This window comes from Allobosea sp. TND4EK4 (assembly GCF_900156025.1).
In the GTDB taxonomy this organism is placed as follows: Bacteria; Pseudomonadota; Alphaproteobacteria; order Rhizobiales; family Beijerinckiaceae; genus Allobosea.
The window spans coordinates 244,854-267,538 of sequence record NZ_FTMO01000003.1 but is presented as its reverse complement, the minus strand read 5'-3'; the positions used below and the strand labels follow the sequence as shown (position 1 = coordinate 267,538).

At 69.1% G+C, this 22,685-nt stretch carries 20 protein-coding genes; 7 read left to right on the top strand and 13 right to left on the bottom strand.

The features are described 5' to 3' along the window. Positions 1 to 30 precede the first annotated feature (30 nt). From lpxD to lpxB, 5 genes are all read left to right on the top strand, one after another. A complete protein-coding gene (gene lpxD / locus BW981_RS08740) occupies positions 31 to 1,095 on the top strand; it encodes a UDP-3-O-(3-hydroxymyristoyl)glucosamine N-acyltransferase (RefSeq protein WP_076438191.1) in 1,065 nt (354 codons plus the stop codon). A 169-nt stretch (positions 1,096 to 1,264) separates the two neighbouring features. Continuing rightward, positions 1,265 to 1,720 (top strand): 3-hydroxyacyl-ACP dehydratase FabZ, encoded by a 456-nt coding sequence (fabZ, locus tag BW981_RS08735; protein WP_076438189.1) that lies wholly within the window; start codon positions 1,265 to 1,267, stop codon positions 1,718 to 1,720. A gap of 93 nt (positions 1,721 to 1,813) precedes the next feature. Further along, positions 1,814 to 2,623: an acyl-ACP--UDP-N-acetylglucosamine O-acyltransferase gene (lpxA, locus tag BW981_RS08730; RefSeq protein ID WP_076438187.1), complete on the top strand. Its 810-nt coding sequence runs from the start codon at positions 1,814 to 1,816 to the stop codon at positions 2,621 to 2,623. A gap of 44 nt (positions 2,624 to 2,667) precedes the next feature. Beyond that, the gene (gene lpxI / locus BW981_RS08725; RefSeq protein ID WP_076438185.1) at positions 2,668 to 3,483 is read left to right on the top strand and encodes an LpxI family protein; all 816 of its coding nucleotides are present in this window, start codon (positions 2,668 to 2,670) and stop codon (positions 3,481 to 3,483) included. Further along, entirely contained in the window at positions 3,483 to 4,670 is a 1,188-nt protein-coding gene (gene lpxB, locus BW981_RS08720; RefSeq protein ID WP_076438182.1) for a lipid-A-disaccharide synthase, read from the top strand. Before lpxI ends, lpxB begins: the two co-directional genes overlap by 1 nt. Positions 4,671 to 4,889: 219 nt before the next feature. Here lpxB and gltA read toward each other — a convergent pair whose 3' ends face one another. Continuing rightward, complete coding sequence (gltA, locus tag BW981_RS08715; RefSeq protein ID WP_076438180.1) at positions 4,890 to 6,179, bottom strand: citrate synthase; 1,290 nt, start codon at positions 6,177 to 6,179, stop codon at positions 4,890 to 4,892. Positions 6,180 to 6,488: 309 nt separating this feature from the next. Then, entirely contained in the window at positions 6,489 to 7,907 is a 1,419-nt protein-coding gene (gene gltX, locus BW981_RS08710; protein WP_076438178.1) for a glutamate--tRNA ligase, read from the bottom strand. A 148-nt stretch (positions 7,908 to 8,055) separates the two neighbouring features. Here gltX and BW981_RS08705 point away from each other — a divergent pair, with 148 nt between their 5' ends. Beyond that, positions 8,056 to 10,311, top strand: a complete 2,256-nt coding sequence (locus BW981_RS08705) for a ComEC/Rec2 family competence protein (RefSeq protein ID WP_076438176.1) — start codon at positions 8,056 to 8,058, stop codon at positions 10,309 to 10,311. On the opposite strand, the gene lexA is transcribed toward BW981_RS08705, so the two are convergent. The 9 genes from lexA to BW981_RS08660 all read right to left on the bottom strand — a co-directional run bounded on the left by lexA (position 10,305) and on the right by BW981_RS08660 (position 19,939). Next, positions 10,305 to 11,018: a transcriptional repressor LexA gene (gene lexA, locus BW981_RS08700; protein ID WP_076438174.1), complete on the bottom strand. Its 714-nt coding sequence runs from the start codon at positions 11,016 to 11,018 to the stop codon at positions 10,305 to 10,307. The genes BW981_RS08705 and lexA overlap by 7 nt on opposite strands. A 142-nt stretch (positions 11,019 to 11,160) precedes the next feature. Beyond that, complete coding sequence (gene glp / locus BW981_RS08695) at positions 11,161 to 12,372, bottom strand: molybdopterin molybdotransferase MoeA (RefSeq protein WP_076438172.1); 1,212 nt, start codon at positions 12,370 to 12,372, stop codon at positions 11,161 to 11,163. Between the two features lies 1 nt (position 12,373). Next, the gene (gene moaC / locus BW981_RS08690) at positions 12,374 to 12,856 is read right to left on the bottom strand and encodes a cyclic pyranopterin monophosphate synthase MoaC (RefSeq protein WP_076438170.1); all 483 of its coding nucleotides are present in this window, start codon (positions 12,854 to 12,856) and stop codon (positions 12,374 to 12,376) included. Continuing rightward, positions 12,853 to 13,665, bottom strand: a complete 813-nt coding sequence (gene trpC, locus BW981_RS08685) for an indole-3-glycerol phosphate synthase TrpC (RefSeq protein ID WP_076438168.1) — start codon at positions 13,663 to 13,665, stop codon at positions 12,853 to 12,855. The genes moaC and trpC overlap by 4 nt, the downstream gene beginning before the upstream one ends. A gap of 10 nt (positions 13,666 to 13,675) precedes the next feature. Beyond that, complete coding sequence (gene trpD, locus BW981_RS08680; RefSeq protein WP_076438166.1) at positions 13,676 to 14,689, bottom strand: anthranilate phosphoribosyltransferase; 1,014 nt, start codon at positions 14,687 to 14,689, stop codon at positions 13,676 to 13,678. 30 nt (positions 14,690 to 14,719) lie between these two features. Beyond that, positions 14,720 to 15,337: an anthranilate synthase component II gene (locus BW981_RS08675; protein WP_076438164.1), complete on the bottom strand. Its 618-nt coding sequence runs from the start codon at positions 15,335 to 15,337 to the stop codon at positions 14,720 to 14,722. Between the two features lie 88 nt (positions 15,338 to 15,425). Continuing rightward, a complete protein-coding gene (locus BW981_RS08670; RefSeq protein ID WP_076438162.1) occupies positions 15,426 to 16,937 on the bottom strand; it encodes a helicase HerA domain-containing protein in 1,512 nt (503 codons plus the stop codon). Positions 16,938 to 17,063: 126 nt separating this feature from the next. Then, positions 17,064 to 18,080 carry an AMP-binding protein gene (locus BW981_RS08665; RefSeq protein WP_076438160.1) on the bottom strand — a complete coding sequence of 339 codons (1,017 nt, stop codon included), beginning with the start codon at positions 18,078 to 18,080 and terminating at the stop codon, positions 17,064 to 17,066. 8 nt (positions 18,081 to 18,088) lie between these two features. Beyond that, on the bottom strand, positions 18,089 to 19,939 hold the full coding sequence (locus BW981_RS08660) for an extracellular solute-binding protein (RefSeq protein WP_076438158.1): 1,851 nt from the start codon (positions 19,937 to 19,939) through the stop codon (positions 18,089 to 18,091). Positions 19,940 to 20,201: 262 nt separating this feature from the next. On the opposite strand from BW981_RS08660, the gene BW981_RS08655 reads away from it, so the two are divergent. Then, positions 20,202 to 20,966, top strand: coding sequence for an invasion associated locus B family protein (locus BW981_RS08655; protein ID WP_076438156.1), 765 nt, complete (start codon positions 20,202 to 20,204; stop codon positions 20,964 to 20,966). Positions 20,967 to 21,067: 101 nt separating this feature from the next. On the opposite strand, the gene hspQ is transcribed toward BW981_RS08655, so the two are convergent. Together hspQ and BW981_RS08645 are read right to left on the bottom strand one after the other, a co-directional pair. Beyond that, a complete protein-coding gene (hspQ, locus tag BW981_RS08650; protein ID WP_076438154.1) occupies positions 21,068 to 21,397 on the bottom strand; it encodes a heat shock protein HspQ in 330 nt (109 codons plus the stop codon). Between the two features lie 112 nt (positions 21,398 to 21,509). After that, a complete protein-coding gene (locus BW981_RS08645) occupies positions 21,510 to 22,559 on the bottom strand; it encodes an HpcH/HpaI aldolase/citrate lyase family protein (protein WP_076438152.1) in 1,050 nt (349 codons plus the stop codon). Positions 22,560 to 22,685 lie beyond the last annotated feature (126 nt).

Sequence of the window (22,685 nt, the reverse complement as noted above, 5' to 3'; positions counted from 1 at the left end):
CGGGGCTTCGGCCCCGCTTCGGTCTCACCCATGACAGAACCTGTTTTCTTCCCGCTTGCGACCTCGCTGACGATCGGCGAGGTCGCAGCTCTTTGTGGCACGGCCGTTCCTGACGGCGTCGAGGCCGGTCGGATCCTGTCCGGTGCCGCCGCGCTCGAAACGGCCGGGCCGGGCGATATTGCCTATATGGACAACCCGAAATATGTCGAGGCGCTTGTCTCGACAAAGGCGGGCTGCGTCCTGGTATCGTCGCGCTTCGCCGACCGCGCCCCCGCATCTGCGGTGGTCCTCGTCAGCGCGACGCCCTACCACGCCTTTGCGCGCGTCCTTGCGCGCTTCTTCCCCGAGGCTCTTAGGCCGGAAGCGGCCTTTGCTTCGCAGGGCATCGCGCCTGGTGCCGTGGTCCATCCGTCGGCGGTTCTCGAGCAAGGCGTCACGGTCGATCCCGGTGCCGTCATCGGACCCGGCGCCGAGATCGGCGCGGGCACCATCGTCGCCGCCAATGCAGTGATCGGACCCCAGGTCCGGATCGGGCGCAACTGCTCCATCGGCGCCGGCGCCTCGATCCAGGCCTCGCTGATCGGCAACCGCGTGATCGTGCATCCAGGCGCCCGCATCGGGCAGGACGGTTTCGGTTTCGCCATGAGCCCGAAGGGGCACATGAAGGTGCCGCAGATTGGCCGCGTCATCATCCAGGACGATGTCGAGATCGGCGCCAACAGCTGCATCGACCGCGGCGCCAGCCGCGACACGGTGATCGGCGAAGGCACCAAGATCGATAACCTCGTCCAGATCGGCCATAACTGCGTGATCGGGCGGCATTGCGTGATCTGCGCGCAGACCGGTCTCGCCGGCTCCTCGACTCTCGAGGATTTCGCGGTGCTCGGTGGCCAGGTCGGCCTCGCCGGCCATCTGACGATCGGCGCGGGCGCGCAGATCGCGGCGCAGAGCGGCGTGGCGGGTGATGTTCCGCGGGGTGCACGCTATGGCGGCTATCCGGCACAGCCGGCGCTCAGCTGGGCGCGCGAGAGCGCCTGGCTCAAGGCGGCGGTCAGCCGGCGCGGGCGCGCCAAGGACGACACCCCCAAGGGCTGATTGCTGCGCCCCGCTCGCGAGCGCCGGTCGATGAGATTTCTGTTGCCCGGACGGCTTTGTTTCCGGCAAACGGTCAGGAATGAAGGCTGGGCTGCCGGCACGTTATGCTGATGGCCCACGATGGACGCAGGCGTCACGAGAACGCCGGAGCCGTTGGAGATTGCAGGCGATGAGCGAGCCGACGACGACGCTGGATGTCATCGACATCCAGAGGATCATGACATCCATTCCCCACCGCTACCCCTTCCTGCTGGTGGACCGGGTCGTCGAGATCAATGGTGAGGAATCGGGCGTCGGCATCAAGAACGTCACCGCGAACGAGCCGCAATTCACCGGTCACTTTCCCGGCCGCCCCGTGTTTCCGGGCGTGCTGATGATCGAGGGCATGGCCCAGACGGCTGGCGTGCTTGTGGTCAATGCGCGCGGGGCCGGAGAGCAGGTCAACACAGTGCTCTTCACGACGATCGACAAGGCGAAGTTCCGCAAGCCGGTGACGCCGGGCGACCAGATCCGGTTCCATCTCACCAAGATGGCGCGCCGCCGCAACATCTGGTTCTACCGCGGCGAGGCCCGCGTCGACGGCACCCTAGTGGCGGAAGCCGAAATCTCGGCGATGGTCTCCTGAGGCCTTCGGCCTTTCTGGAATGACGGCCTCGCAGCGCAGACGGCAGGCGCCGAGGCTCCGGACGGACAGCCGGCAAGGACAAGCGAACGCGCCATGAGCGTCTCCATCCATCCCATGTCGATCGTCGATCCCAAGGCGCAGCTCGGCGCAGGGGTCAGCATCGGCCCGTTCTGCACCGTCGGGCCGGACGTCGTGCTCGGCGAAGGCGTCGAACTGGTCAGCCATGTCGTCGTCGCCGGCCGCACCAGCATCGGCGCGCGCACCCGCATTTTCCCCTTCGCCTCCATCGGGCATCCCCCTCAGGATGTGAAATACCGGGGTGAGCCCTCGACCCTCTCGATCGGCGCCGATTGCCAGATCCGCGAAGGCGTCACCATGAACCCAGGCACCGAGGGCGGTGGCATGGAGACGGTGGTCGGCGACCGCTGTTTCTTCCTGGCCAACTCGCATGTCGGCCATGACTGCCGCCTCGGCAACAACATCATCTTCTCCAACAATGTGATGTGTGCCGGCCATGTGACGATCGGCAACTTCGCCATCCTGAGTGGCGGTTGCGGTATCCAGCAATTCGTCCGCATCGGCGATCACGCCTTCATCGGTGGCGGTGCCGGCGTGCTGGGTGATGTGATTCCCTTCGGCGCCGTGCGCGACAACCCGGCCCATCTCGCCGGGCTCAACCTGATCGGGCTGAAGCGTCGCAACTTCACCCGCGAGCAGATTCATGAGCTGCGCCGGGCCTATCGGCTGCTCTTCGCCGATGAAGGCACGCTCTCGGAGCGCGTCGAGGACGTCGCGGCGGAGTTTGCTGGGCACCCGCTGGTCCACGAGATCCTCGATTTCATCCGCGCGGGCGGCGACAAGGGGCTTTGCGTCCCGCGCGACGTCGCGCTCGTCGACCGGTGACGCACGCGGCCGATCCCCCGGCCGCCTTGCGAGGGCCGCTTGCGATGATCGCGGGCGGTGGCGACTACCCGCCGGCCCTGGCCCGCATCGTTACAGGGCGGGGCGGGGACATCTTCATCGCCGCTATCGAGGGGGTCGGCGATCCGTCCGCCTATGGCGACGCCCCTGTCAAAGTCTACCGGCTCGGCCAGCTCGGCAGCCTGATCGAGGAACTGCGTCGGCGCGGCATCGCCGATCTCGTCATGCTCGGCGGCCTGCCCCGCCCGAGCTTCGGTTCGCTCAGGCCGGAGCTCGCGACGCTGCGCTACCTGCCTTACTTCGCCAAGGCCTTTCAGGGCGGCGACGACCATCTTCTCAGCAGGGTGGTGCGCTTCTTCGAGGATCAGGGTTTTCGCGTGCACGGCCCGGCCGAGATCGCGCCCGAACTTGCCATGCCGCCCGGCCCGCTCGGCCGGCAGAGCGCCACGGAGCATCAAAAGAACCTGCTCCAGCGCGGCTTTTCGTTGATCGAGGCGCTGTCGCCCTTCGATGTCGGCCAGGCCGCGATTCTCGCCGACCATCGTGTCGTCGCCGTCGAGGCGGCCGAGGGAACCGACGCGATGATCGCGCGCGTCGGGGATCTCGTCGCCCGCCGCCGCCTGAAGCTCACGGAGGGCGACGGGGTGCTGGTCAAGGCGCCGAAGGCCGGGCAGGATCTCAGGGTGGACATGCCCGCCATCGGCGAGCAGACCCTGCGGAACGTCAAGGCGGCCGGGCTTGCCGGCATCGGCGTCCGGGCCGGGCAGGTCCTCGTGGGGGATCGCGCGGCGCTGGGCCGGCTGGCCGATGAACTCGGCCTCTTTGTCGAGGGAATAGCCTGATGCGCCCGTTCAGGCTGGCGATCATCGCCGGTGAGGCCTCCGGAGATGCGCTGGCGCTGCGCTTTCTCGCGAGCCTGCGCAAGCGGCTGGGCGACCGCGAGATCGAGATCCGCGGTGTCGGCGATCATGGCCTGCCCGAGGCGGGACTGACCTCCTTCTTCCCGCAATCCGACATCGCGGTCATGGGGTTTGGCCCGGTCATTGCCCGGCTGCCCTTGCTGCTGCGGCGGATGGAGGACGCGGCCCGCGGGATCGTCGCCTTCCAGCCTGATCTGCTGCTGACGATCGACAGCCCCGATTTCTGCCTGCGCGTGGCCAGGAAGGTGAGGGCGCGCGCGCCCGCCACCCCGATCGTCCATTGGGTCTGCCCCAGCGTCTGGGCCTGGCGCTCGGGGCGGGCGCGGAGAATGGCGCCGCATGTCGACCGCATCCTGGCACTGTTGCCCTTCGAGCCCGCGGCATTGGCGCGGCTGCACGGGCCGGAGACGGTCTATGTCGGCCACCCGCTGATGGAACGCCTGGAGGAATTCCGGCCGCAAGCGGTGGAGCAGCAGCAGCGGGATGATGCCGCACGGCCGCTCGTGCTGGTGCTGCCCGGCAGCCGCCGCTCCGAGATCCATCACCTGATGCCGGTCTTCGGAGAGGCCGTCGCCAAGGTCTCGGCTTCGGTACCCGGCGCCCGGTTCGTCCTGCCGGCGGTGGGCCGGCTGCAGCCGACGATCGCCGAGGCGGTGGCGCATTGGGCGGCCAAGCCGGAGATCGTGACGGGCGAGGCCGCCAAGCTCGCGGCTTTTCGCAACGCGCGGGCTGCGCTCGCCGCATCTGGCACCGTCACGCTGGAGCTCGCCCTGTCGCAGGTGCCGACCGTCGCCGCCTATCGGGGCGCGGGATGGGAGGCGGTGCTCGCGCGTCGCCTCGTCAAGCTGCCGAGCGTGATCCTGCCCAATCTGATCCTCGGTCGAAACATCGTGCCCGAATTCATCCAGGAGGAGGCGACGCCGGAGGCGCTGAGCCGCCATCTGCTCGCCGCCCTCGGCGAGGGACCAGACCGGGCCCGGCAACTCGCTGGATTCGCGGAGGTCGAGACGATCATGCGCTCGGCCGGCGAGAGCCCGGCTGCGAATGCGGTGGAGGCGGCGCTGGCGGTGGTCGAGCGGCGCAGCGGCCGCCCGGTCGTGTCCGCTTAGGGCTTGGGCTTCAGGACCTCGGTGCGCCTGACGGACAGTCGCCGCCGAGATGGTCGGCATCACCGTCATCGGCTGCGCGGGCCTTTCAGCTCCACCGCTGCTTCAGCAGGGACGTCGAGAGCGGCCGGCGTCCCGTCGACCGACCGGCATTGATGCCTGCAACAAGAAGGGCGCGGCGGAAAACCGCCGCGCCCTGTCTCGAAAGCCTGGCCGCTGGTCTCAGCGGCGGCCGATCGGGGTGTAGTCGCGCTTCGGGGAGCCGGTATAGAGCTGGCGCGGACGGCCGATCTTCTGGGACGGGTCCTCGATCATTTCCTTCCACTGCGCGATCCAGCCGACCGTGCGGGCGACGGCGAAGAGCACCGTGAACATCGAGGTCGGGAAGCCCATCGCCTTCAGCGTGATGCCCGAATAGAAATCAATGTTCGGATAGAGCTTCTTCTCGATGAAATAATCGTCCGACAGCGCGATGCGCTCCAGCTCGATCGCCACGTCCAGCAGCGGATCGTCCTTGATGCCGAGCTCGTTCAGCACCTCATGCGTGGTCTTCTGCATGATCTTCGCGCGCGGATCGTAGTTCTTGTAGACCCGGTGGCCGAAGCCCATCAGGCGGAACGGATCGTTCTTGTCCTTCGCCTTGGCGATGTATTTCGGGATGTTCTCGACCGAGCCGATTTCCTCGAGCATCTTGAGCGCCGCCTCGTTGGCGCCGCCATGGGCGGGGCCCCACAGGCAGGCCGTGCCGGCCGCGATGCAGGCGAAGGGGTTGGCGCCCGAGGAGCCGGCGAGACGGACGGTCGAGGTCGAGGCGTTCTGCTCGTGGTCGGCGTGCAGGATGAAGATGCGGTCGAGCGCGCGCGAGAGCACGGGGTTGACCTTGTAATCCTCGGCCGGCACGGCGAAGCACATGCGCAGGAAGTTCGAGGTGTAGTCCAGCGCGTTGACCGGATACACGAAGGGCTGGCCGACCGTGTACTTGTAGGCCATCGCCGCCAGCGTCGGCACCTTCGCGATCATGCGCATCGAAGCGATCATGCGCTGGGTCGGGTCCGAGATGTCGGTCGAGTCGTGGTAGAAGGCCGAGAGCGCGCCGATCGAACCGACCATCACCGCCATCGGATGCGCGTCGCGGCGGAAGCCGTGGAAGAAGCGCGACATCTGCTCGTGCACCATCGTGTGGCGCGTGACGCGGTAGTCGAAATCGGCCTTCTGTGCCGCCGTCGGCAGCTCGCCTTCCAGCAGCAGGTAGCAGGTCTCGAGGAAGTCGCCATGCTCGGCCAGCTGCTCGATCGGGTAGCCGCGATAGAGCAGCACGCCGGCATCGCCATCGATATAGGTGATCTGGGACTCGCAGCTCGCCGTCGAGGTGAAGCCGGGGTCATAGGTGAACATGCCCGTCTGGGCGTAGAGCTTGCCGATGTCGATGACGGACGGACCGATCGACCCCTGCTTGACGGCCATGTCGACGGCCTTGTCGCCGACCTGGAGCTTGCTGGTGTTTTCGCTCATCGATACCGATCCTTTCAAGGCTCGCCGCCGTTCGGCAGTAGCCGGTGCAGCCCGTTCGCGACTTGGCGCGAACTTGTCCTCATCCCAGCGGTCCGACGTGACAGGCGCATGTCGGCGGTGCGAGGCGGATGCGATCCATGCAACTGATTTACAAGCAATATTCGTGTCGCGGCGCCGTGTTGCGGCGCAACGCACTTGCGCGTCACTAGCCCATTTGCCCCATGCATTCAACCAAGCCTAAAGGCGGTTTGTCGCGCGTCGGCATCATGGCCCGAAACCGGCGGCGTTCGCCGCCGGCGTGGTTTGTCGTCAGGCCTGGTCTGCGAGCCGCGCCAGGCTCTCGTCGCGGCCCAGCACGGCCATGACATCGAACAGTCCCGGCGACATGGCGCGCCCCGTCAGGGCCGCCCGCAGCGGCTGCGCCGCCTGGCCGAGCTTGAGCCCGTTCGCCTCGGCATAGGCCCTGACCGCGGCCTCCAGCGGCGCCGGCGACCAGTCGTTGACGGTCGCCAGCGCCTCGCCGAGGCCGGGAAGCCGGGCCCGTGCATTGGCGTCCAGGAGCCCCTTCGCCTTGTCGTCGAGCTGCAGCGGGCGCTGGGCATAGAGATAGAAGGCGCTGTCGAGCAGCTCGACCAGAGTCTTCGCCCGCTCCTTCAGCCCCGGCATCGCCGCGAGGAACCTGGCCTCCAGCTCCGGCGAGAGCTCGGGACCGAGACCGCGCGCCGGCCCGATTTCCGGCAGGATGACCTTCAGCGCGTCGAGCAGCTCGCGGTCGTCCGACTGGCGCATATAGAGCCCGTTCAGGTTCTCAAGCTTGGCGTAGTCGAAGCGGGCCGGCGAACGGCCGATCGAGGAGAGGTTGAACGCGTCGATCATCTCCTGCGTCGAGAACACCTCCTGATCGCCATGGCTCCAGCCGAGCCGGACCAGGTAGTTCCGCAGCGCCGCCGGCAGATAGCCCATCGAGCGATAGGCATCGACGCCGAGCGCCCCGTGGCGCTTCGAGAGCTTGGCCCCGTCCGGCCCATGGATCAGCGGGATGTGCGACATGCTCGGCACGGTCCAGCCGAGCGCGTTGTAGATCTGCGTCTGGCGGGCGGCATTGGTCAGGTGGTCGTCGCCGCGGATGACATGGGTCACGCCCATGTCGTGGTCGTCGACCACGACGGCGAGCATATAGGTCGGGGTGCCGTCCGAGCGCAGCAGCACGAGGTCGTCGAGATTCTCGTTCTGCCAGACGACGCGGCCCTGCACCTCGTCCTCGACCACCGTCTCGCCGGTCTGCGGTGCCTTCAGGCGGATGACCGGCTTCACGCCGGCCGGTGCCTCGGACGGGTCCCGGTCGCGCCAGCGCCCGTCATAGCGCAGCGGCTTGCCCTCGGCCCGCGCCTTCTCGCGCATCTCCTCGAGCTCGGCCTGGCTGGCATAACAGTGATAGGCGGTGCCGGCGGCGAGCATCTGCTCGGCCACCTCGCGATGACGCTCGGCGCGGGCGAACTGGTAGACCGTGTCGCCATCCCAATCGAGGCCCAGCCAGGACAGCCCGTCGATGATGGCGGTGATGGCGGCGTCGGTCGAGCGTTCGCGGTCCGTGTCCTCGATGCGCAGCAGCATCTTGCCGCCCTGCCGGCGGGCATAGAGCCAGTTGAACAGCGCCGTGCGCGCCCCGCCGATATGCAGGAAACCGGTGGGCGAGGGCGCAAAGCGCGTGATGACGGCGTTGCTCATGAAGGCAGGCTCCGACCGGGCGGGATCAGGGGCCCGGGACGAGAAAACGGGAAAGGGCCAGGCAGCGCATGACAACCGGCGGGCGCCCTGTAACATGGCTTCGCCGGGGGGTTAAGCGCTCAATCGCGCCCGGCGGGGAGGGGAGGCGATGCAGTCCGCAACGCCCGGTCGTCGCGCGAGGCTGATCGCCGCCGCCATGCCGGCGCGGCTGCTGCCGCCCTTCGCTCTGAATGGCGGCTCCCTGCTGGCGGAGCTGGGCGGCGCGCTGACGGAGGCGCTGGCGCTGGAGACCGAACGACGGCGGTTGTTTCTCTGGCTGCCGGTGGCGATGGGCCTCGGCGTCCTGCTCTATTTCGCCGCCGACAGCGAGCCCTCGCTCTGGGCGCCCGCCATCGGCTTCGCCGTGGCTGCGACCCTGGCCGGCCTGCTCCGGACACGGCCGGTCGCGGCCGGAGCCTGCGTCGCCGTCGCCGCCATCTTCGCAGGCTTCGGCGCGGGGGTCTGGCGCACGGCCGACATCGCCGCGCCGATGCTGGACCGCCCGCGCGTCGCGAAGATCACGGGCTTCGTCGAAAGCGTCGAGGCGCGAGACGTCGGCGCCCGCCTCGTGCTGCTGATCACCGACATCGCCGGGCTCGCGCCCGAAAGCCGGCCGAGGCGGGTGCGCGTCAATATCCGCAGCGGCGCGGTCGCTCCGGGCGACCATATCGTCGCCACGGCGCGGTTGCTGCCGCCACCCGGCCCCGCCCGTGCCGGCGGCTACGATTTCGGGCGGGACGCCTTCTTCAAGGGGATCGGTGCCGTCGGCAGCATCGCCGGCAAGATCGCGCTGGCGCCGCCGCCGTCGGCGATGCCGATGCGGCTGGCCCTCGACGCCGCCCTCGACAGGGCCCGCAACGCGCTGACGCAGCGGATCGCCAGCGTCGGCGGCGGGCAGGGCGGGGCGGTGGGGGCCGCGCTCGTCACCGGCAAGCGCGGGCTGATCACCGAAGCGACCAACAACGACCTGCGTGCGGCCGGCATCTACCACATCGTCTCGATCTCCGGCCTGCACATGGTGCTGGCGGCGGGCACGATCTTCTGGCTGGTCCGGGCGCTGCTCGCATTGTCGCAGACGGTCGCCCTGTCCTGGCCGGTCAAGAAGATCGCGGCCGTGGCGGCGATGATCGGCGCGACCGCCTATTGCGTGTTCTCGGGCGGCGACGTGGCGACGGAGCGTTCGCTGATCATGACGCTGGTGATGCTCGGCGCCATCCTCGTCGACCGCTCGGCGCTGAGCATGCGCAATCTCGCGCTCGCCGCCCTGATCGTGCTGCTGCGCGAGCCGGACGCGCTGCTGGGACCGAGCTTCCAGATGTCCTTCGGTGCGGTGGCCGCGCTGATCGCCTTCGCCGAGCGCTGGGAGCGGCGCGAACGCTCGCAGCCGCCGCGCGTGCTGCCCTGGCCGCTGGGCGCGCTGTGGACCGCTGCGCTCGGTATCCTCGTCACGACGATCCTCGCCACCGCCGCGACGGCGCCCTTCGGCGCCTTCCACTTCCAGACCTTCAACCCCTTCGGCCTGCTCGGCAACGCCTTGGCGCTGCCCTTCGTCTCGCTTTGCGTGATGCCGGCCGCCGTGTTCGGCGTGCTGGCCTACCCCTTCGGGCTCGACTGGCCGGCCTGGGCGCTGATGGGGCTTGGCTCCGAGTTGGTCTTGCAGGTGGCGCACTGGGTCGCGACCATCGACCATTCGACCGTGACGATCCCCGCCTTCGGCACCGCCGTGCTGCTCAGCTTCGTCGCGGCGCTGCTCTGGACGACGCTTTGGACCACCAGGCTGCGCTGGCTGGGCATTCTGCCGCTGGCGCTCGGCGTCGCCTTCGCCGCCAAGCCGGAGCGGCCGGAAATCCTGATCGAGCGCGACGGTTCTGGCATCGCCGTGCGCGGCGCGAACGGCCGCTTCGCCATCGCCGGCAAGCCCAGCCGCTTCGTCCTGCAGCAATGGCTCACCGCCGATGGCGACAACCGTTCGCCCGACGATGCGACGCTGCGCGACGGCATCGCTTGCGACAGCCTCGGCTGCGTCGCCCGCACCGCCGAGGGCAGGACCGTGTCCTATGCGCGCGACCGCGTCGGGATCATCGAGGATTGCCGCCGAGCCGACCTGGTCGTCACAGCCATTCCCTGGAGCGCGCCCTGCGAGGCGACGCTGGTGCACCGCATGGATCTTGCCCGCGACGGCGCGACCTCGCTCTATCGCCGCTCCGAGGGCTGGAGCTTCCGGCCTTCCGAGCCCCAGGGCGCCGACCGCCCCTGGACCCGGCGCCGCGCAGAAGCGCCGCAGCCTCAGCATCCGGCACCTGCCGTCGCTCCTCCGGGGCGCGCGGACGCTGCCCCATCCGATGAACCAGACGCCTTTCAGTAGCGCCGCAGAAGATTGACCAGACGGCCCTGGATCTTGACCCGGTCCGGACCGAGAACCCGCGTCTCATAGGCCGGGTTGGCGGCCTCCAGCGCGATCGAGGAGCCGCGGCGGCGCAGACGCTTCAGCGTCGCCTCCTCGTCGTCGATCAGCGCCACGATGATGTCGCCGGTATTGGCGGTGTCCTGGCGGCGGATGACGACGGTGTCGCCGTCGAGAATGCCGGCCTCGACCATCGAATCGCCGCGGACCTCGAGCGCGTAATGCTCGCCGGAGCCGAGCATGTCCGGCGGCAGCGAGACGGTATGGCTGCGACTCTGGATCGCCGAGATCGGCGTGCCGGCCGCAATGCGGCCCATCACCGGGATCGCGATGGTCCCGCGCGCATCCTCATCCGGCGCGGCCGGCGGGCGCGTCTTGGCGACGTTCGGCTGGTTCGCCAGGCCGCCCTGCACCACGGCCGGGTTGAAGCGCCGGGGCTGGGGCCCCGCAGCCCCGTCCGGCATCTTGATGACCTCGAGCGCCCGCGCCCGGTTCGGCAGGCGGCGGATGAAACCGCGCTCCTCCAGGGCCATGATCAGCCGATGGATGCCGGATTTCGACTTCAGATCGAGGGCATCCTTCATCTCGTCGAAGGAGGGCGGCACGCCGCTCTCGCGCAAGCGTTCCTGGATGAAGCGCAGGAGTTCGTGTTGCTTGCGTGTCAGCATGGTCCCCGCCAGACGAAGTCGCAGATTCGAAACAAAGCACGAACACCATAGCCGTTCGCCTTGTGTTCCGCAAGCGGCGCGCCCGCGTCTCAAGAGGAACGCCCGCCTGATCGGCAGCGTCGAGCCGTGCCGTCCGGCAGCGCTATCTCAGCACGAGGACCCGGCAGGCATCGCCTTCCTTCGCCGGCTTCGCGAAAGCCGGGCGGATCGTCAGGCAGCGGGCGCGTGCCAAAGTGCCGAGCATCGAGGAATCCTGCCGGTCGAACGGGGTGGACCGCCAGCCGGCGGCCGTCATCTCAAGATCGGACCGGACATAGTCCTCGCGCTCATCATTAGCCGGCATATCTCTGCCGAGGATGGCAGGAATACTCCGGTCCCGCGCGCAATCCTCCATGCCCAGCATCGCCTCGATCAGCGGCAGCACGAAGAGATGGCCGCAGACGATGGAGGAGACCGGATTGCCGGGCAGGCCGACCACCACCATGCGGCCGAGCCGGCCCGTCATCATCGGCTTGCCCGGCCGCATCGCGATCTTCCAGAAGCCGAGCGTCATCCCGGCGCGGGTCAGCGCCTCCTGCACGAGGTCGTGCTCGCCCACCGAGGCACCGCCGAGCGTGATCAGCACATCCGCATCGGCTTCGCGAGCGGCCGCGATCTTCGCCCTAAGATCGTCATGGTCGTCGCGCGCAATGCCGAGATCGAGCGCTTCGCCGCCGGCCTTCTCGACGAGCGCCATGAGCGCGAAGGAGTTGGATGCGACGATCTGGTCCGGCCCGGCCGGGGCCCCGGGAGTGACCAGCTCGTCGCCCGTGGCGAGGATCGCGACACGCGGCCTGCGCCGCACAGGCAAGCTCGGATGGCCCATCGCGGCGGCGAGCCCGAGCGCGGCGCTGTCGAGGACACGTCCGGCCTTGAGCAGCGCATCGCCCTCCCGAAAATCGAGCCCGGCCGGCCGCAGGAACTTGCCCTTTGCAGCCGGCACACGCACCGTGACAGCGGCCGAGCCGACGCCGTCTGCATCTTCCTGCATCAGGATGGTGTCGGCCCCCTGCGGCATCGGGGCGCCGGTGAAGATGCGGACGGCCTCGCCGGCGCCGACCGTTCCGACGAAGCCCCGCCCGGCCGCCGATTCGCCGATGACACGAAGAACTTTGCCGGCTTCCATATCGGCCGCGAGCACGGCGTAGCCGTCCATTGCCGAATTGGCGAAGGGCGGTTGCGTCCGCAGCGCCGCGACGTCTTCGGCCAGCACCCGCCAGGCGCAGCGCGCCAGGGGCAGGCGCTCGGCTTCCGTGGCGGCCGGAACACTGCCGAGCAGGGCCTTGAGCGCGACGTGGACCGGGGTCAGCGCCATCTCACCGGGCCTTGGCGTCGTAATCGCCGGAACGGCCGCCGGATTTGTGCACGAGGCGGATGCCTTCGATCTGCATCGCCTTGTCGACCGCTTTCACCATGTCGTAGACGGTGAGGCAGGCGACGGAGACGGCGGTGAGCGCCTCCATCTCGACGCCGGTCTGCCCGGTCAGCTTGACCTCCGCCCGCACCCGCACGCCCGGCAGCGCCTCGTCGATGGCAAGATCGACGGCGATCTTGCTGAGCAGCAGCGGGTGGCAGAGCGGGATGAGGTCATGGGTGCGCTTCGCCGCCATGATGCCGGCCAGGCGCGCCGTGCCGAGCACGTCGCCCTTCTTGGCGTTGCCGTCGCGCACGATGGCGAGCGTTTCCGGCGCCATCGTCACGCTGCCCTCGGCGATCGCGATCCGCGTCGTCTCGGCCTTGTCGCCGACATCGACCATATGCGCCTGGCCTTGGGCGTCGAGATGGCTGAGCCGGCTCACGCCGTGCTCTCGCCGGAGCGGCCGGTCAGCAAGGCGGACGTCGCCGCGGCGACGTCGTCCTGACGCATCAGGCTCTCGCCGACGAGGAAGGCGTTGACGCCGACGGCATTCAGCCGCTGCACGTCGGCATGGGTGAAGATGCCGCTTTCGCCGATCACGATACGGTCTGCCGGCACGCGTGGCGCCAGCCGCTCGGTCACGGCCAGATCGACATGGAAGCTGCGCAGGTCGCGGTTGTTGATGCCGAGCAGGCGGCTCTCGATGGCGAGCGCCCGGTCGAGCTCGGCCTCGTCATGCACCTCGACGAGCACATCCATGGAAAGCGCGCGCGCGGTTTCGTTCAGCGCCTTCGCGGTGGCGTCGTCGACACCGGCCATGATGATCAGGATGCAATCGGCGCCCCAGGCCCGTGCCTCGAACACCTGATAGGGATCGTAGAGGAAATCCTTGCGCAGCACCGGCAGGCCTGAGGCCTCGCGCGCCTGGCTCAGGAATTCCGGCCGGCCCTGGAAGGAGGGCGCGTCGGTCAGCACCGAGAGGCAAGCCGCACCCCCCTCCGCATAGGCACGGGCCAGGGCGGGCGGGTCGAAATCGGGCCGGATCAGCCCCTTGGACGGGCTCGCCTTCTTGATCTCGGCGATGAGCGCCGGATTGCCGGCGGCGATCCTGGCGTCGAGCGCATCGGCGAAGCCACGCACCGGCCCGGCCGCGCGGGCGCGTCTCTCCATCTCGGCGGGCGGCACCGCCGCCTTGGCGGCGGCGATCTCCTGCCTCTTATAGGCTTCGATCCGGGCGAGGATGTCGGTCACGGCCGTCTCCTCAGGCGTTCGAGGCGGCGATCAGCTTCGCCAGCACCGCCTTCGCCTTGCCGGAATCGAGCGCCGCATTGGCCTGGGCGAAGCCGTCCTTCAGGTCGCTCGCCTTGCCGGCGACGAGCAGGCCCGCGGCGGCGTTGAAGGCGGCGATGTCGCGGAAAGCTGTCCTGGCGCCGTCGAGAACGGCGTTGAGCGCCGCCGCATTCTGTTCCGGCGTCCCGCCGCGCAGGTCCTCGGGCCTGGCCGGTTCGAGCCCCACCTCGGCCGGAGCGATCGAGAACCGGGTGATCGCGCCGTTCTCCAGCGAGACGACGCTGGTCGGGCCGGTGGTGGTGATCTCGTCGAGACCGTCCGAGCCGTGCACGGCCCAGACCCGGGTCGAGCCCAGCGAGGCCAGCACCTTCACCATCGGCTCCAGCCAGGTCTCCGAAAAGGCGCCGATGAGCTGGCGCTTCACGCCGGCCGGGTTGGAGAGCGGGCCGAGCAGGTTGAAGATGGTGCGCGTGCCGAGTTCGGTCCGCACCGGCGCGACATGGCGCATCGAGGCATGATGCGTCGGCGCGAACATGAAGCCGACCCCGGCCTGAGCGATGCAACGCTCGGTGCCCGCCGCATCGAGACCCACCTTGACGCCGAGCGCCGTCAGCACGTCCGCCGCACCGGAGCGGGAGGAGGCGGCGCGGTTGCCGTGCTTGGCGACCGGCACGCCGCAGGCGGCGGTGATGATCGAGGCCAGCGTCGAGACGTTGTAGGAGCCGGAGGAATCGCCGCCGGTCCCGACGATGTCGATCGCGTCCGCCGGCGCCTTCACAGGCAGCATCTTGCCGCGCATCGCGCCAACGGCGCCGGCGATCTCCTCGACGCTCTCGCCGCGCACGCGCAGCGCCATCAGGAAGGCCGCCGACTGGGCGTTGGTCACCTCGCCGGAGAGGATGGTGTCGAAGGCGTCGCGCGCCTCTTCGCGCGAGAGGCTCGCGCCGGTCGCGACCTTGGCGATGAAGGGTTTGAAATCGTCCATGGGAACTCTGAGAATGCGAAGTCTGGGAAATCAGGCGGATGGGCTCAGCGCGGGCGCGTCATGCTCGCTGCGCCATCGCTGGGCCAGGTCGAGGAAATTCCGCAGGATCGTCCCGCCATGCTCCGAGGCGATGCTCTCGGGATGGAACTGGACGCCGCAGACCGGCAGCTCGCGATGCGACAGCGCCATGATCAATCCGTCATCGGTCTCAGCCTCGATGTCGAAGACATCCGGGCAGGTCTCGCGCGCGACGACCAGCGAATGATAGCGCGTCGCCTGCAGCGGGCCGTTGATGCCGCGGAAGAGACCCCGCGCCTTGTGGCGGATCGGCGAGACCTTGCCATGCATCGGCGAAGGCGCCCGCACCACGTCGCCGCCGAAGGCCTGCCCCATGGTCTGGAGGCCGAGGCAGACGCCGAAGATCGGCTTCACGGGCGCGCCCTGCTTCACCAGATCGAGGCAGATGCCGGCCTCGTTCGGGGTGCAGGGGCCCGGGGACAGCACGATCGCGTCATGCCCGCCTTCGAGCGCGTCGTCCACCGACAGCGCGTCGTTGCGGCGGACATCGACCTGCGCGCCCAGCCCGCCGATCAGGTGGACGAGGTTCCAGGTGAAGCTATCGTAATTGTCGATCAGCAGGACGCGCATGACCTGACCCGTGAATGAGGGTTGAGGTCATGCACGGTCCGGGGCGGGGCGGTCAAGTTTTGGCGCCGTCCGGGAAGGCCTCGCCGCATCAGCCCCGTGCGCCGCGCGCCATCCCCGCGACACGCGGCTGCGCGAGCCCCGGCGCCGTCTCGACACCGAGGGTCGGCAGCGCCAGCGTCCTCTGGCCGCGGAAATCGACATGGCAGACGATCAGCCCGCGCTCCTCGATATAGCCGAGCAGCCGCCGTGCCCGGCTGGGCGAGTGGCTGCCATAGACGCGCGCCAGCTCGGCGTCGCCGGGGCAGGGGGCGCCTTCGATGGCGGTGCGGGCGATGAACAGGAACAGGCCCTGGAGGTCCTCGGGCAGGGAGGCCGAAGCCTCGACCGCCGCGCGCCAGCCCTCGCTCTCCGCGATGCTGTCGCTGACCCCGGCGCGGGCCACCACCAGCTTGCGGCGGAATTCCTCGAGGCTGAGATGGGTGCGGCCGAGGCGCCGCATCCGGCAGCGCACGGTGAAATCCTGGTAGAGCACCGCGGACTGACGCGAGCGGGCTTCCGGATCGCCCATCAGCTCGCGCAGGATCTCGGTCATGATCGCCTCGCGCTCGGCCGGCTCCAGCTCGATCTCCGGTTCCGGCTCCGCCTGCGGGGCCGGGCGATAGTTCTCGATCTGGCGCAGCACCTCGCCGGCGGCGGGGCGCGGGCGCGGCGCGGGGCGGGCGAGGCGTTCCATCGGCGGGGGCTCGTCCTCGCCGGGGGTGAAGATCAGCCGGCCTGCCTCCTCGGGCGCCTGCTCGGGCAGGGGCATCAGCCCCGGTGCGCCGCCGCGATCGACCGAGGAGACCGTGCCGATCCGCAGCGGCAGCGGGCGCTTCGAGAGCGCCGGGCCGAGCGCCACGAACTGGCCGCGCTCCAGGTCGCGGAACATCTCCGCCTGGCGCCGGTCCATGCCGAGCAGGTCGGCCGCGCGCGCCATGTCGATGTCGAGGAAAGTGCGGCCCATCAGGAAGTTGGAGGCCTCGGCCGCGACGTTCTTGGCGAGCTTGGCGAGGCGCTGCGTCGCGATGACGCCGGCAAGGCCGCGCTTGCGGCCGCGGCACATCAGGTTGGTCATCGCGCCGAGCGAGAGGCGCCGCGCCTCGTCCGACGCCTCGCCCGCCATCACCGGCGCGAAGAGCTGCGCCTCGTCGACCACGATGAGCATCGGGAACCAGAGCGAGCGGTCGACGTCGAAGAGCCCGCCGAGGAACGCCGCCGTCGCCCGCAACTGCTCGTCGGCTTCCAGGTTTTCGAGATTCAGCACCACCGAGACGCGGTGCTGGCGCACCCGCAGCGCCACGCGCTGCAATTCCGCCTCGCCGCATTCGCCATCGACGACAACATGGCCGAATTGGTCGGCCAGCGAGACGAAATCGCCCTCGGGATCGATCACCGCCTGCTGCACCAGCGGCGCGCTCTGCTCCAGCAGCCGGCGCAGCAGATGCGACTTGCCCGAGCCCGAATTGCCCTGCACGAGCAGGCGCGTTGCCAGCAATTCGGCGAGATCGAGCAGACCGGGCTCGCCGGTCCGTGTCGTTCCCATCTCGATCGCCGTGCTCATGCTTGTCTTGAATCGCCTTGCCGGCCGCTTCTGGAGTGCGGCCGGCGCTTCTAGCACGCCGCGCCCGGCGCCGGGCGCAAGGCAGCCCTGCCTTCCACAGGCAATCGGCAGGCGGCTCCCCAGCGGCTAGCGCTGGGCGATCGTGATCTGGGCGGCCGAATGCACGACGATATCGGCGATGGTGACGTCCGGCCGGTCGAGCGCCGGATAGGACCGCTGGTCGCCGCTCCGCTGCACGAAGACGACGCTCGCCAGCCCGGCATGGGCGGCCAGTCGCGAATGTGCCAGCGCGGGCTCGAACGCGCCTGGCAGGATGAGATGCACGGCGCGGCCGCCGGCCAGGCAGGCCCGCAGATCGCCGAGGCTGAACAGGCCGAGCGGCAGCAGCTCGACGCCGGTCAGCAGGGCCGTGGCCGGCCCGCTGGCGAGAGCGGCAAGGTCTCCCCCGACCAGCGTCGTGACGATGCGCGCCGAGGGCTCGGGTTTGAGCAGCCGCGACAAGTCCAGGGCCTTGCCGAGCAGCTCCCGTTCGGACAGCGGAAAAGGTCCCGTCATGGCCGCCGCGTCCGCGACCTGTATCGCGGCGCGCCCGGCCCCATCCGGGAGCGGGTGGGAGCCGGCGCTGGCCATCAGCGTGTCCAGAGGCGCCACCCCGTCCGGCACATCGGGTCCGAAACCGCCGACGAAGCGCGTGCTGAAGGCGCGCATCGCCAGGTTGCGCAGGACGAGGAGCGGCCTCTGGGTGCCGACGCGGCTGACGCCCAGCGCCATCACCGCCTCCGAGGCTTCGATCAGCCTAAGCAGCTCGAGTTCGTTGCCGTGCAGCGGCAGCATGAAGGGCGAGAGCCCGGCTCGCAGGCTGGCCATCACCGAGACGATCGCCTCCGGCCCCAGCGGCGCCAGGATCGCGACGGTCGCGCCCGGCCGCGCCTTGTTGATCGCGAGCAGGCGGGCAAGCCGATCGATCCGCTGGTCGAGCTGGACGAAGTTCACCGAGGCCGCGCCGACGTCGCTCCAGTCGCGCCGGCCCGGCGGGTCGCGCAGCGCCGCCTCGTAGCCGCGGCCCCTCGTCAGGGCGCCGAGCAGCTGGTCGAGGTCGAGCCCGTCGAGCAGGGCGGAAGCTTCGTCCTGTTCGGCCCGCATGACGTCCTTCAGTTCGCCGGAGCCGGCGGCTGGGGAAGCCGCGCGAGCGTTTCGTTGGACAGGAAATAGGCGGGCTGGCGGCCGGTCATCACGACATCGCGCGAATGGGCGAGCCAGGTATCGGGCAGATAGTAGAGCGGCACCACATAGAAGCCGGAGACGAGCAGCCGGTCGAGCGCGCGGACGGTGGCGACGAAATCCTCCTTCTGGCGCGCACCCAGCATCGCCTTGAGCACGGCGTCGATCGCCGGCGATTTCACGCCGGCATAGTTCAGCGAGCCCTTGCGCTCGGCATTGGCCGAGCCCCAGCGGCCGATCTGCTCGTTCCCGGGCGAGGCCGGGGCGGGCCAGGTCCACTGGATCATGTCGAAATCGAAGGCCGAGAGGCGTCGCCAGTACTGGACGTCGTCGATCAGCCGGACATTGGCGGTGACGCCGAGCCGCGCCAGCGACTGCGCGAAATTCAGCGCCAGCCGCTCCTGCGGCCGGCTCGTCACCATGATCTCGAAGGCGAAGGGCTCGTCGCGGCGGTTGCGCAGGGCTCCGTCCCGCAGCGTGAAGCCCGCCTCTTCCAGCAGGGCCAGCGCCTTGCGCGCCTGCTCGCGGTCGCGCCCCGAGCCGTCGGTCTCGGTGGGCCGCCAGCGGCCGGTCAGGACATCCTCCCGCACCGCGCCGGGGAAGGGCGCCAGCAGCGCGGTCTCGCGCTCGTCGGCCGCGACACCGAGCGCGGAGAGGTCCGAATCGGAGAAGAAGCTGCCGGCGCGGCGATAGACCCCGTAGAACAGGTTGCGGTTGACCCATTCGAAATCGAACAGCAGGCCCAGCGCCTCGCGGACCCGAATGTCCGAGAAGAGCGGCCGGCGCGTGTTGTAGACGAGGCCGGTCATGCCCTTGGGCGTGTCGAAATGCAGGGTCTGCCGCTTGATGCGCCCCTCGCGCACCGCCGGGATGTCATAGCCCGTCATCCACCGCGTCGGCTCCCCTTCGAGCCGGACATCGTAGAGCCCCGCCTTGAAGGCCTCGAACAGCGCGTTGGCGTCGCGGTAGAAATCGTAGCGGATCTCGTCGGCGTTGAAGAGCCCGCGCATCACCGGCAGGTCGGCACCCCAGAAATCGGCGCGCCGGCGCAACGTCAGCGATTCGCCCGGCCGCACCTCGGCAACAGCATAGGGGCCGGAGCCGAGCGCGGGCTTGAAGCTCGTCTCGCCGAAACGCTCGGCGTCGGTCGCATGCGCGGCGAAGATCGGCATTGTCGCGATGACCAGCGGCAATTCGCGGTTGGCCCCGTTGCCGAGCGCGAATTCGACACGGGATGGGGAGGGGGCTGCCGCGCGGCTCACCCCGCCGAGGCTGGAGCGGTGATAGGGCTTCCCCTTCGCCTTCAGCATTTCATAGGTGAACAGCACGTCCTGCGCCGTCACCGGCTTGCCGTCCGAGAAACGGGCCCGCGGATCGATCTCGAAGGCGATCTGCCTGCGGTCCGCGTCGAGCTCGACCTTCGAGGCCAGCAGGCCGTAGGCAGTGAAGGGCTCGTCGGCCGATCGGTAGAGCAGGCTCTGCTGGACGTATTTCGGCACCGCATCCGGCGCGACGCCGAGCACGACGAGCGGGTTCAGGCTGTCGAAGGTGCCCTGGATGCCGAACACGATGCGTCCGCCCTTCGGCGCATCCGGGTCAGCATAGGGCAGGTGCGGAAAGCCCGCGGGCAGGGCAGGCGCGCCATGCATCGCGATGGCGTGGCTGGCGACGGGCGAATCGGCACGCGCCGCGCGGCCGACCGACAGGGCGAGCGGCGCGGTGGTGAGCAGCAAGGTGAAAGCGCGGCGCGATGGCGTCGCGGTCGATCGAGGCAATTCCATCGCGTGACCTGATTCCCTGCGTAAGAATAGCATGGCCCGGAGGCCCTGAGGCAGCTATTCGGACTGGAATTGCAGCGATCTGGGCTAGAATTGGTCGCGCGAACTCGCTACAGCCGGAGGCGGGTGTCATTCAAACGCCTCAATCGCCCCTGATGTGCACGGCTTGCGGTGGCCTGCGCAGCCATGCGATGGAGCCGCCGGCGGTGACGCACGCGGCTTGCGAAGTCGTGATTCCCGAATTCGCCTGTAAGGAAAGACAAGAATGTCCGCTTCGTTTCGCCTGTCCTCGTCTGCCCTCGGGCTCGTGCTGAGCGCGGCCATCGGCTTCGCGCCCGTCGCCGCCTTCGCGCAGGCCAAGCCGCCGGCGAAGCCGGCTGCGCCTGCCGCTCCGGCCCAGCAGAACAATGCCGCTCAGACCGGCCCGACCGTCGTCCAGGTCAAGCCCGAGCCGTCCCAGACGAGCTGGACCAAGGTCTGCGGCAAGGACCAGGCGGCCAACAAGGAAATCTGCTACACCACCCGCGACTTCGTCTCGGACCAGGGCCAGCCGGTTCTCGCCGCCGCCGTCTATGACGTGAAGGGCGACCCGAACAAGATCGTGCGCTTCCTGATGCCGCTCGGGCTGCTGCTGCAGCCGGGCATCCGCTTCGGCGTCGACAGCGCCCAGCCGACCGGCGGCCGCTACGCCATCTGCTTCCCGAACGGCTGCTTCGCCGAGGCGCAGGTGAAGGACGACTTCATCAACGCGATGAAGAAGGGCACGAACCTCAACGTCAGCGTCCAGAACCAGGGCGCCCGCGAGGTCACCTTCCAGATCCCGCTCGCCGACTTCGCCAAGGGCTTCGACGGCGCCGCCATCGACCCGAAGGTGCTCGAGGAGCAGCAGAAGCAGCTTCAGGACGAGCTGGCCAAGCGCCAGGAGGAGCTGCGCAACCGTCTCGGCCCCGGCGGCGCCAACGCGGCTCCGGGTGCTGCCCCCGCTCCCGGCGCGGCCCCGGCGGCTCCCGCGACCCCGCCGAAGCCCTGATCGGGCGCTCGGCGCGGCTGCTGACCTAAAGAAGAGGCCGGTCCGCGAGGACCGGCCTTTTTCGTGATCTCTGCTGACGGGCCGGGCGTTGGTCGCTCCGCTCAGTTCAGCTCCGCCCGATCGATCAGGTACCGGCCCTTGCGGTCGCGGCGGAAGAATTCGCGCGCACGCGGATGGCGCACCGGCAGGCCGGATTCGTCGCTGACGAGATTCTGCTCCGAGACATAGGCGACGTACTCGGTCTCCTCGTTCTCGGCGAAGAGGTGGTAGAAGGGCTGGTCCTTCGAGGGGCGCATCTCCTCCGGAATCGCCATCCACCATTCCTCCGTGTTGGAGAACACGGGGTCGACGTCGAAGATCACGCCGCGAAACGGATAGAGGCGGTGCTTGACCACCTGGCCGATGCGGAATTTGGCCGAACGCGCTTCCATAGGGGTTCCATGCTGTGCCGGCCCGATAGGCTGCCGGCCGGGCCTCGCCGCCCTTGCGCAAGAATTGCGTCGCAAATGCGTCGCAATCAACCAACCGCGGCCTGCATCCCCATCACATTCCGTAATGCCCGGCCAGAGCGGGGTCCCTTGCGGCGACCTGTCGCGCCAGATCGACGATGACCTTGGCCTGCTTCCAGGTGGCATCGTCCTGCATCTTGCCGTCGATCATCACGGCGCCGGAGCCGTCCGGCATCGCCTCCAGAATGCGCTTCGCGAAGAGCACTTCGGAAGGGTCCGGGCTGAAGACCCGCTTGGCGATGTCGATCTGGGACGGATGCAGCGTCCAGGCGCCGGCGCAGCCGAGCAGGAAGGCGTTGCGGAACTGCGCCTCGCAGGCCGCGGCATCCGAGAAGTCGCCGAACGGCCCGTAGAACGGCTTGATGCCGGCCGCCGCGCAGGCGTCCACCATCTTGGCCAGCGTGTAGTGCCAGAGGTCCTGCTGCGCGACCGCGCGCGGCCCGCCTTCGGGCGAGGGGTCTGCGATCACCTTGTAGTCGGGGTGCCCGCCGCCGACGCGGGTCGTCTTCATCGCGCGCGAGGCGGCGAGGTCCGCCGGGCCGAGGCTCATGCCGTGCATGCGAGGCGAGGCGGTCGCGATCGCCTCGACATTCTTCACCCCCTCGGCCGTCTCCAGGATGGCGTGGATGAGGATGGGCTTGCGCAGGAGGTGCCGGGCCTCGAACTGCGCGAGCAGCTGATCGACATAATGGATGTCCCACGGCCCCTCGACCTTGGGCACCATCACCACGTCGAGCTTGCCGCCGATCTCGGCCATGATCGCGGTGATGTCGTCGAGGAACCAGGGCGAATTCAGCGCATTGACCCGCGTCCAGAGCCCGGTCTGCCCGAAATCCACTGCCTTGCCCATGGCGATGAAGCCGTCCCGCGCCGCCTGCTTGGCCTCGACGGGAATGGCGTCCTCCAGATTGCCGAGCACGATGTCGACTTGTCCGGCGAGGTCGCCGACCTTGGCGCGCACCTTTTCCAGATGCGGCGGCACGAAATGGATCATCCGTTCGAGTTTGAGCGGCAGTTCGCGGAAGGGCTCCGGCGCACCGATCGCGAGAGGGCGGAAGAACTGGCGCGGCGTCTTGACGGTCATCGGGCTCACCATGTTGCAGTGCGGGAAATCTGCGTCAGGAAGGAGCGGCCGTCCATGATGCTTTCGAAGGCCGCGCTCGGTGGAATGGATGCCTAGGTAAATAATCGCAACGATGGTGGAGGATAA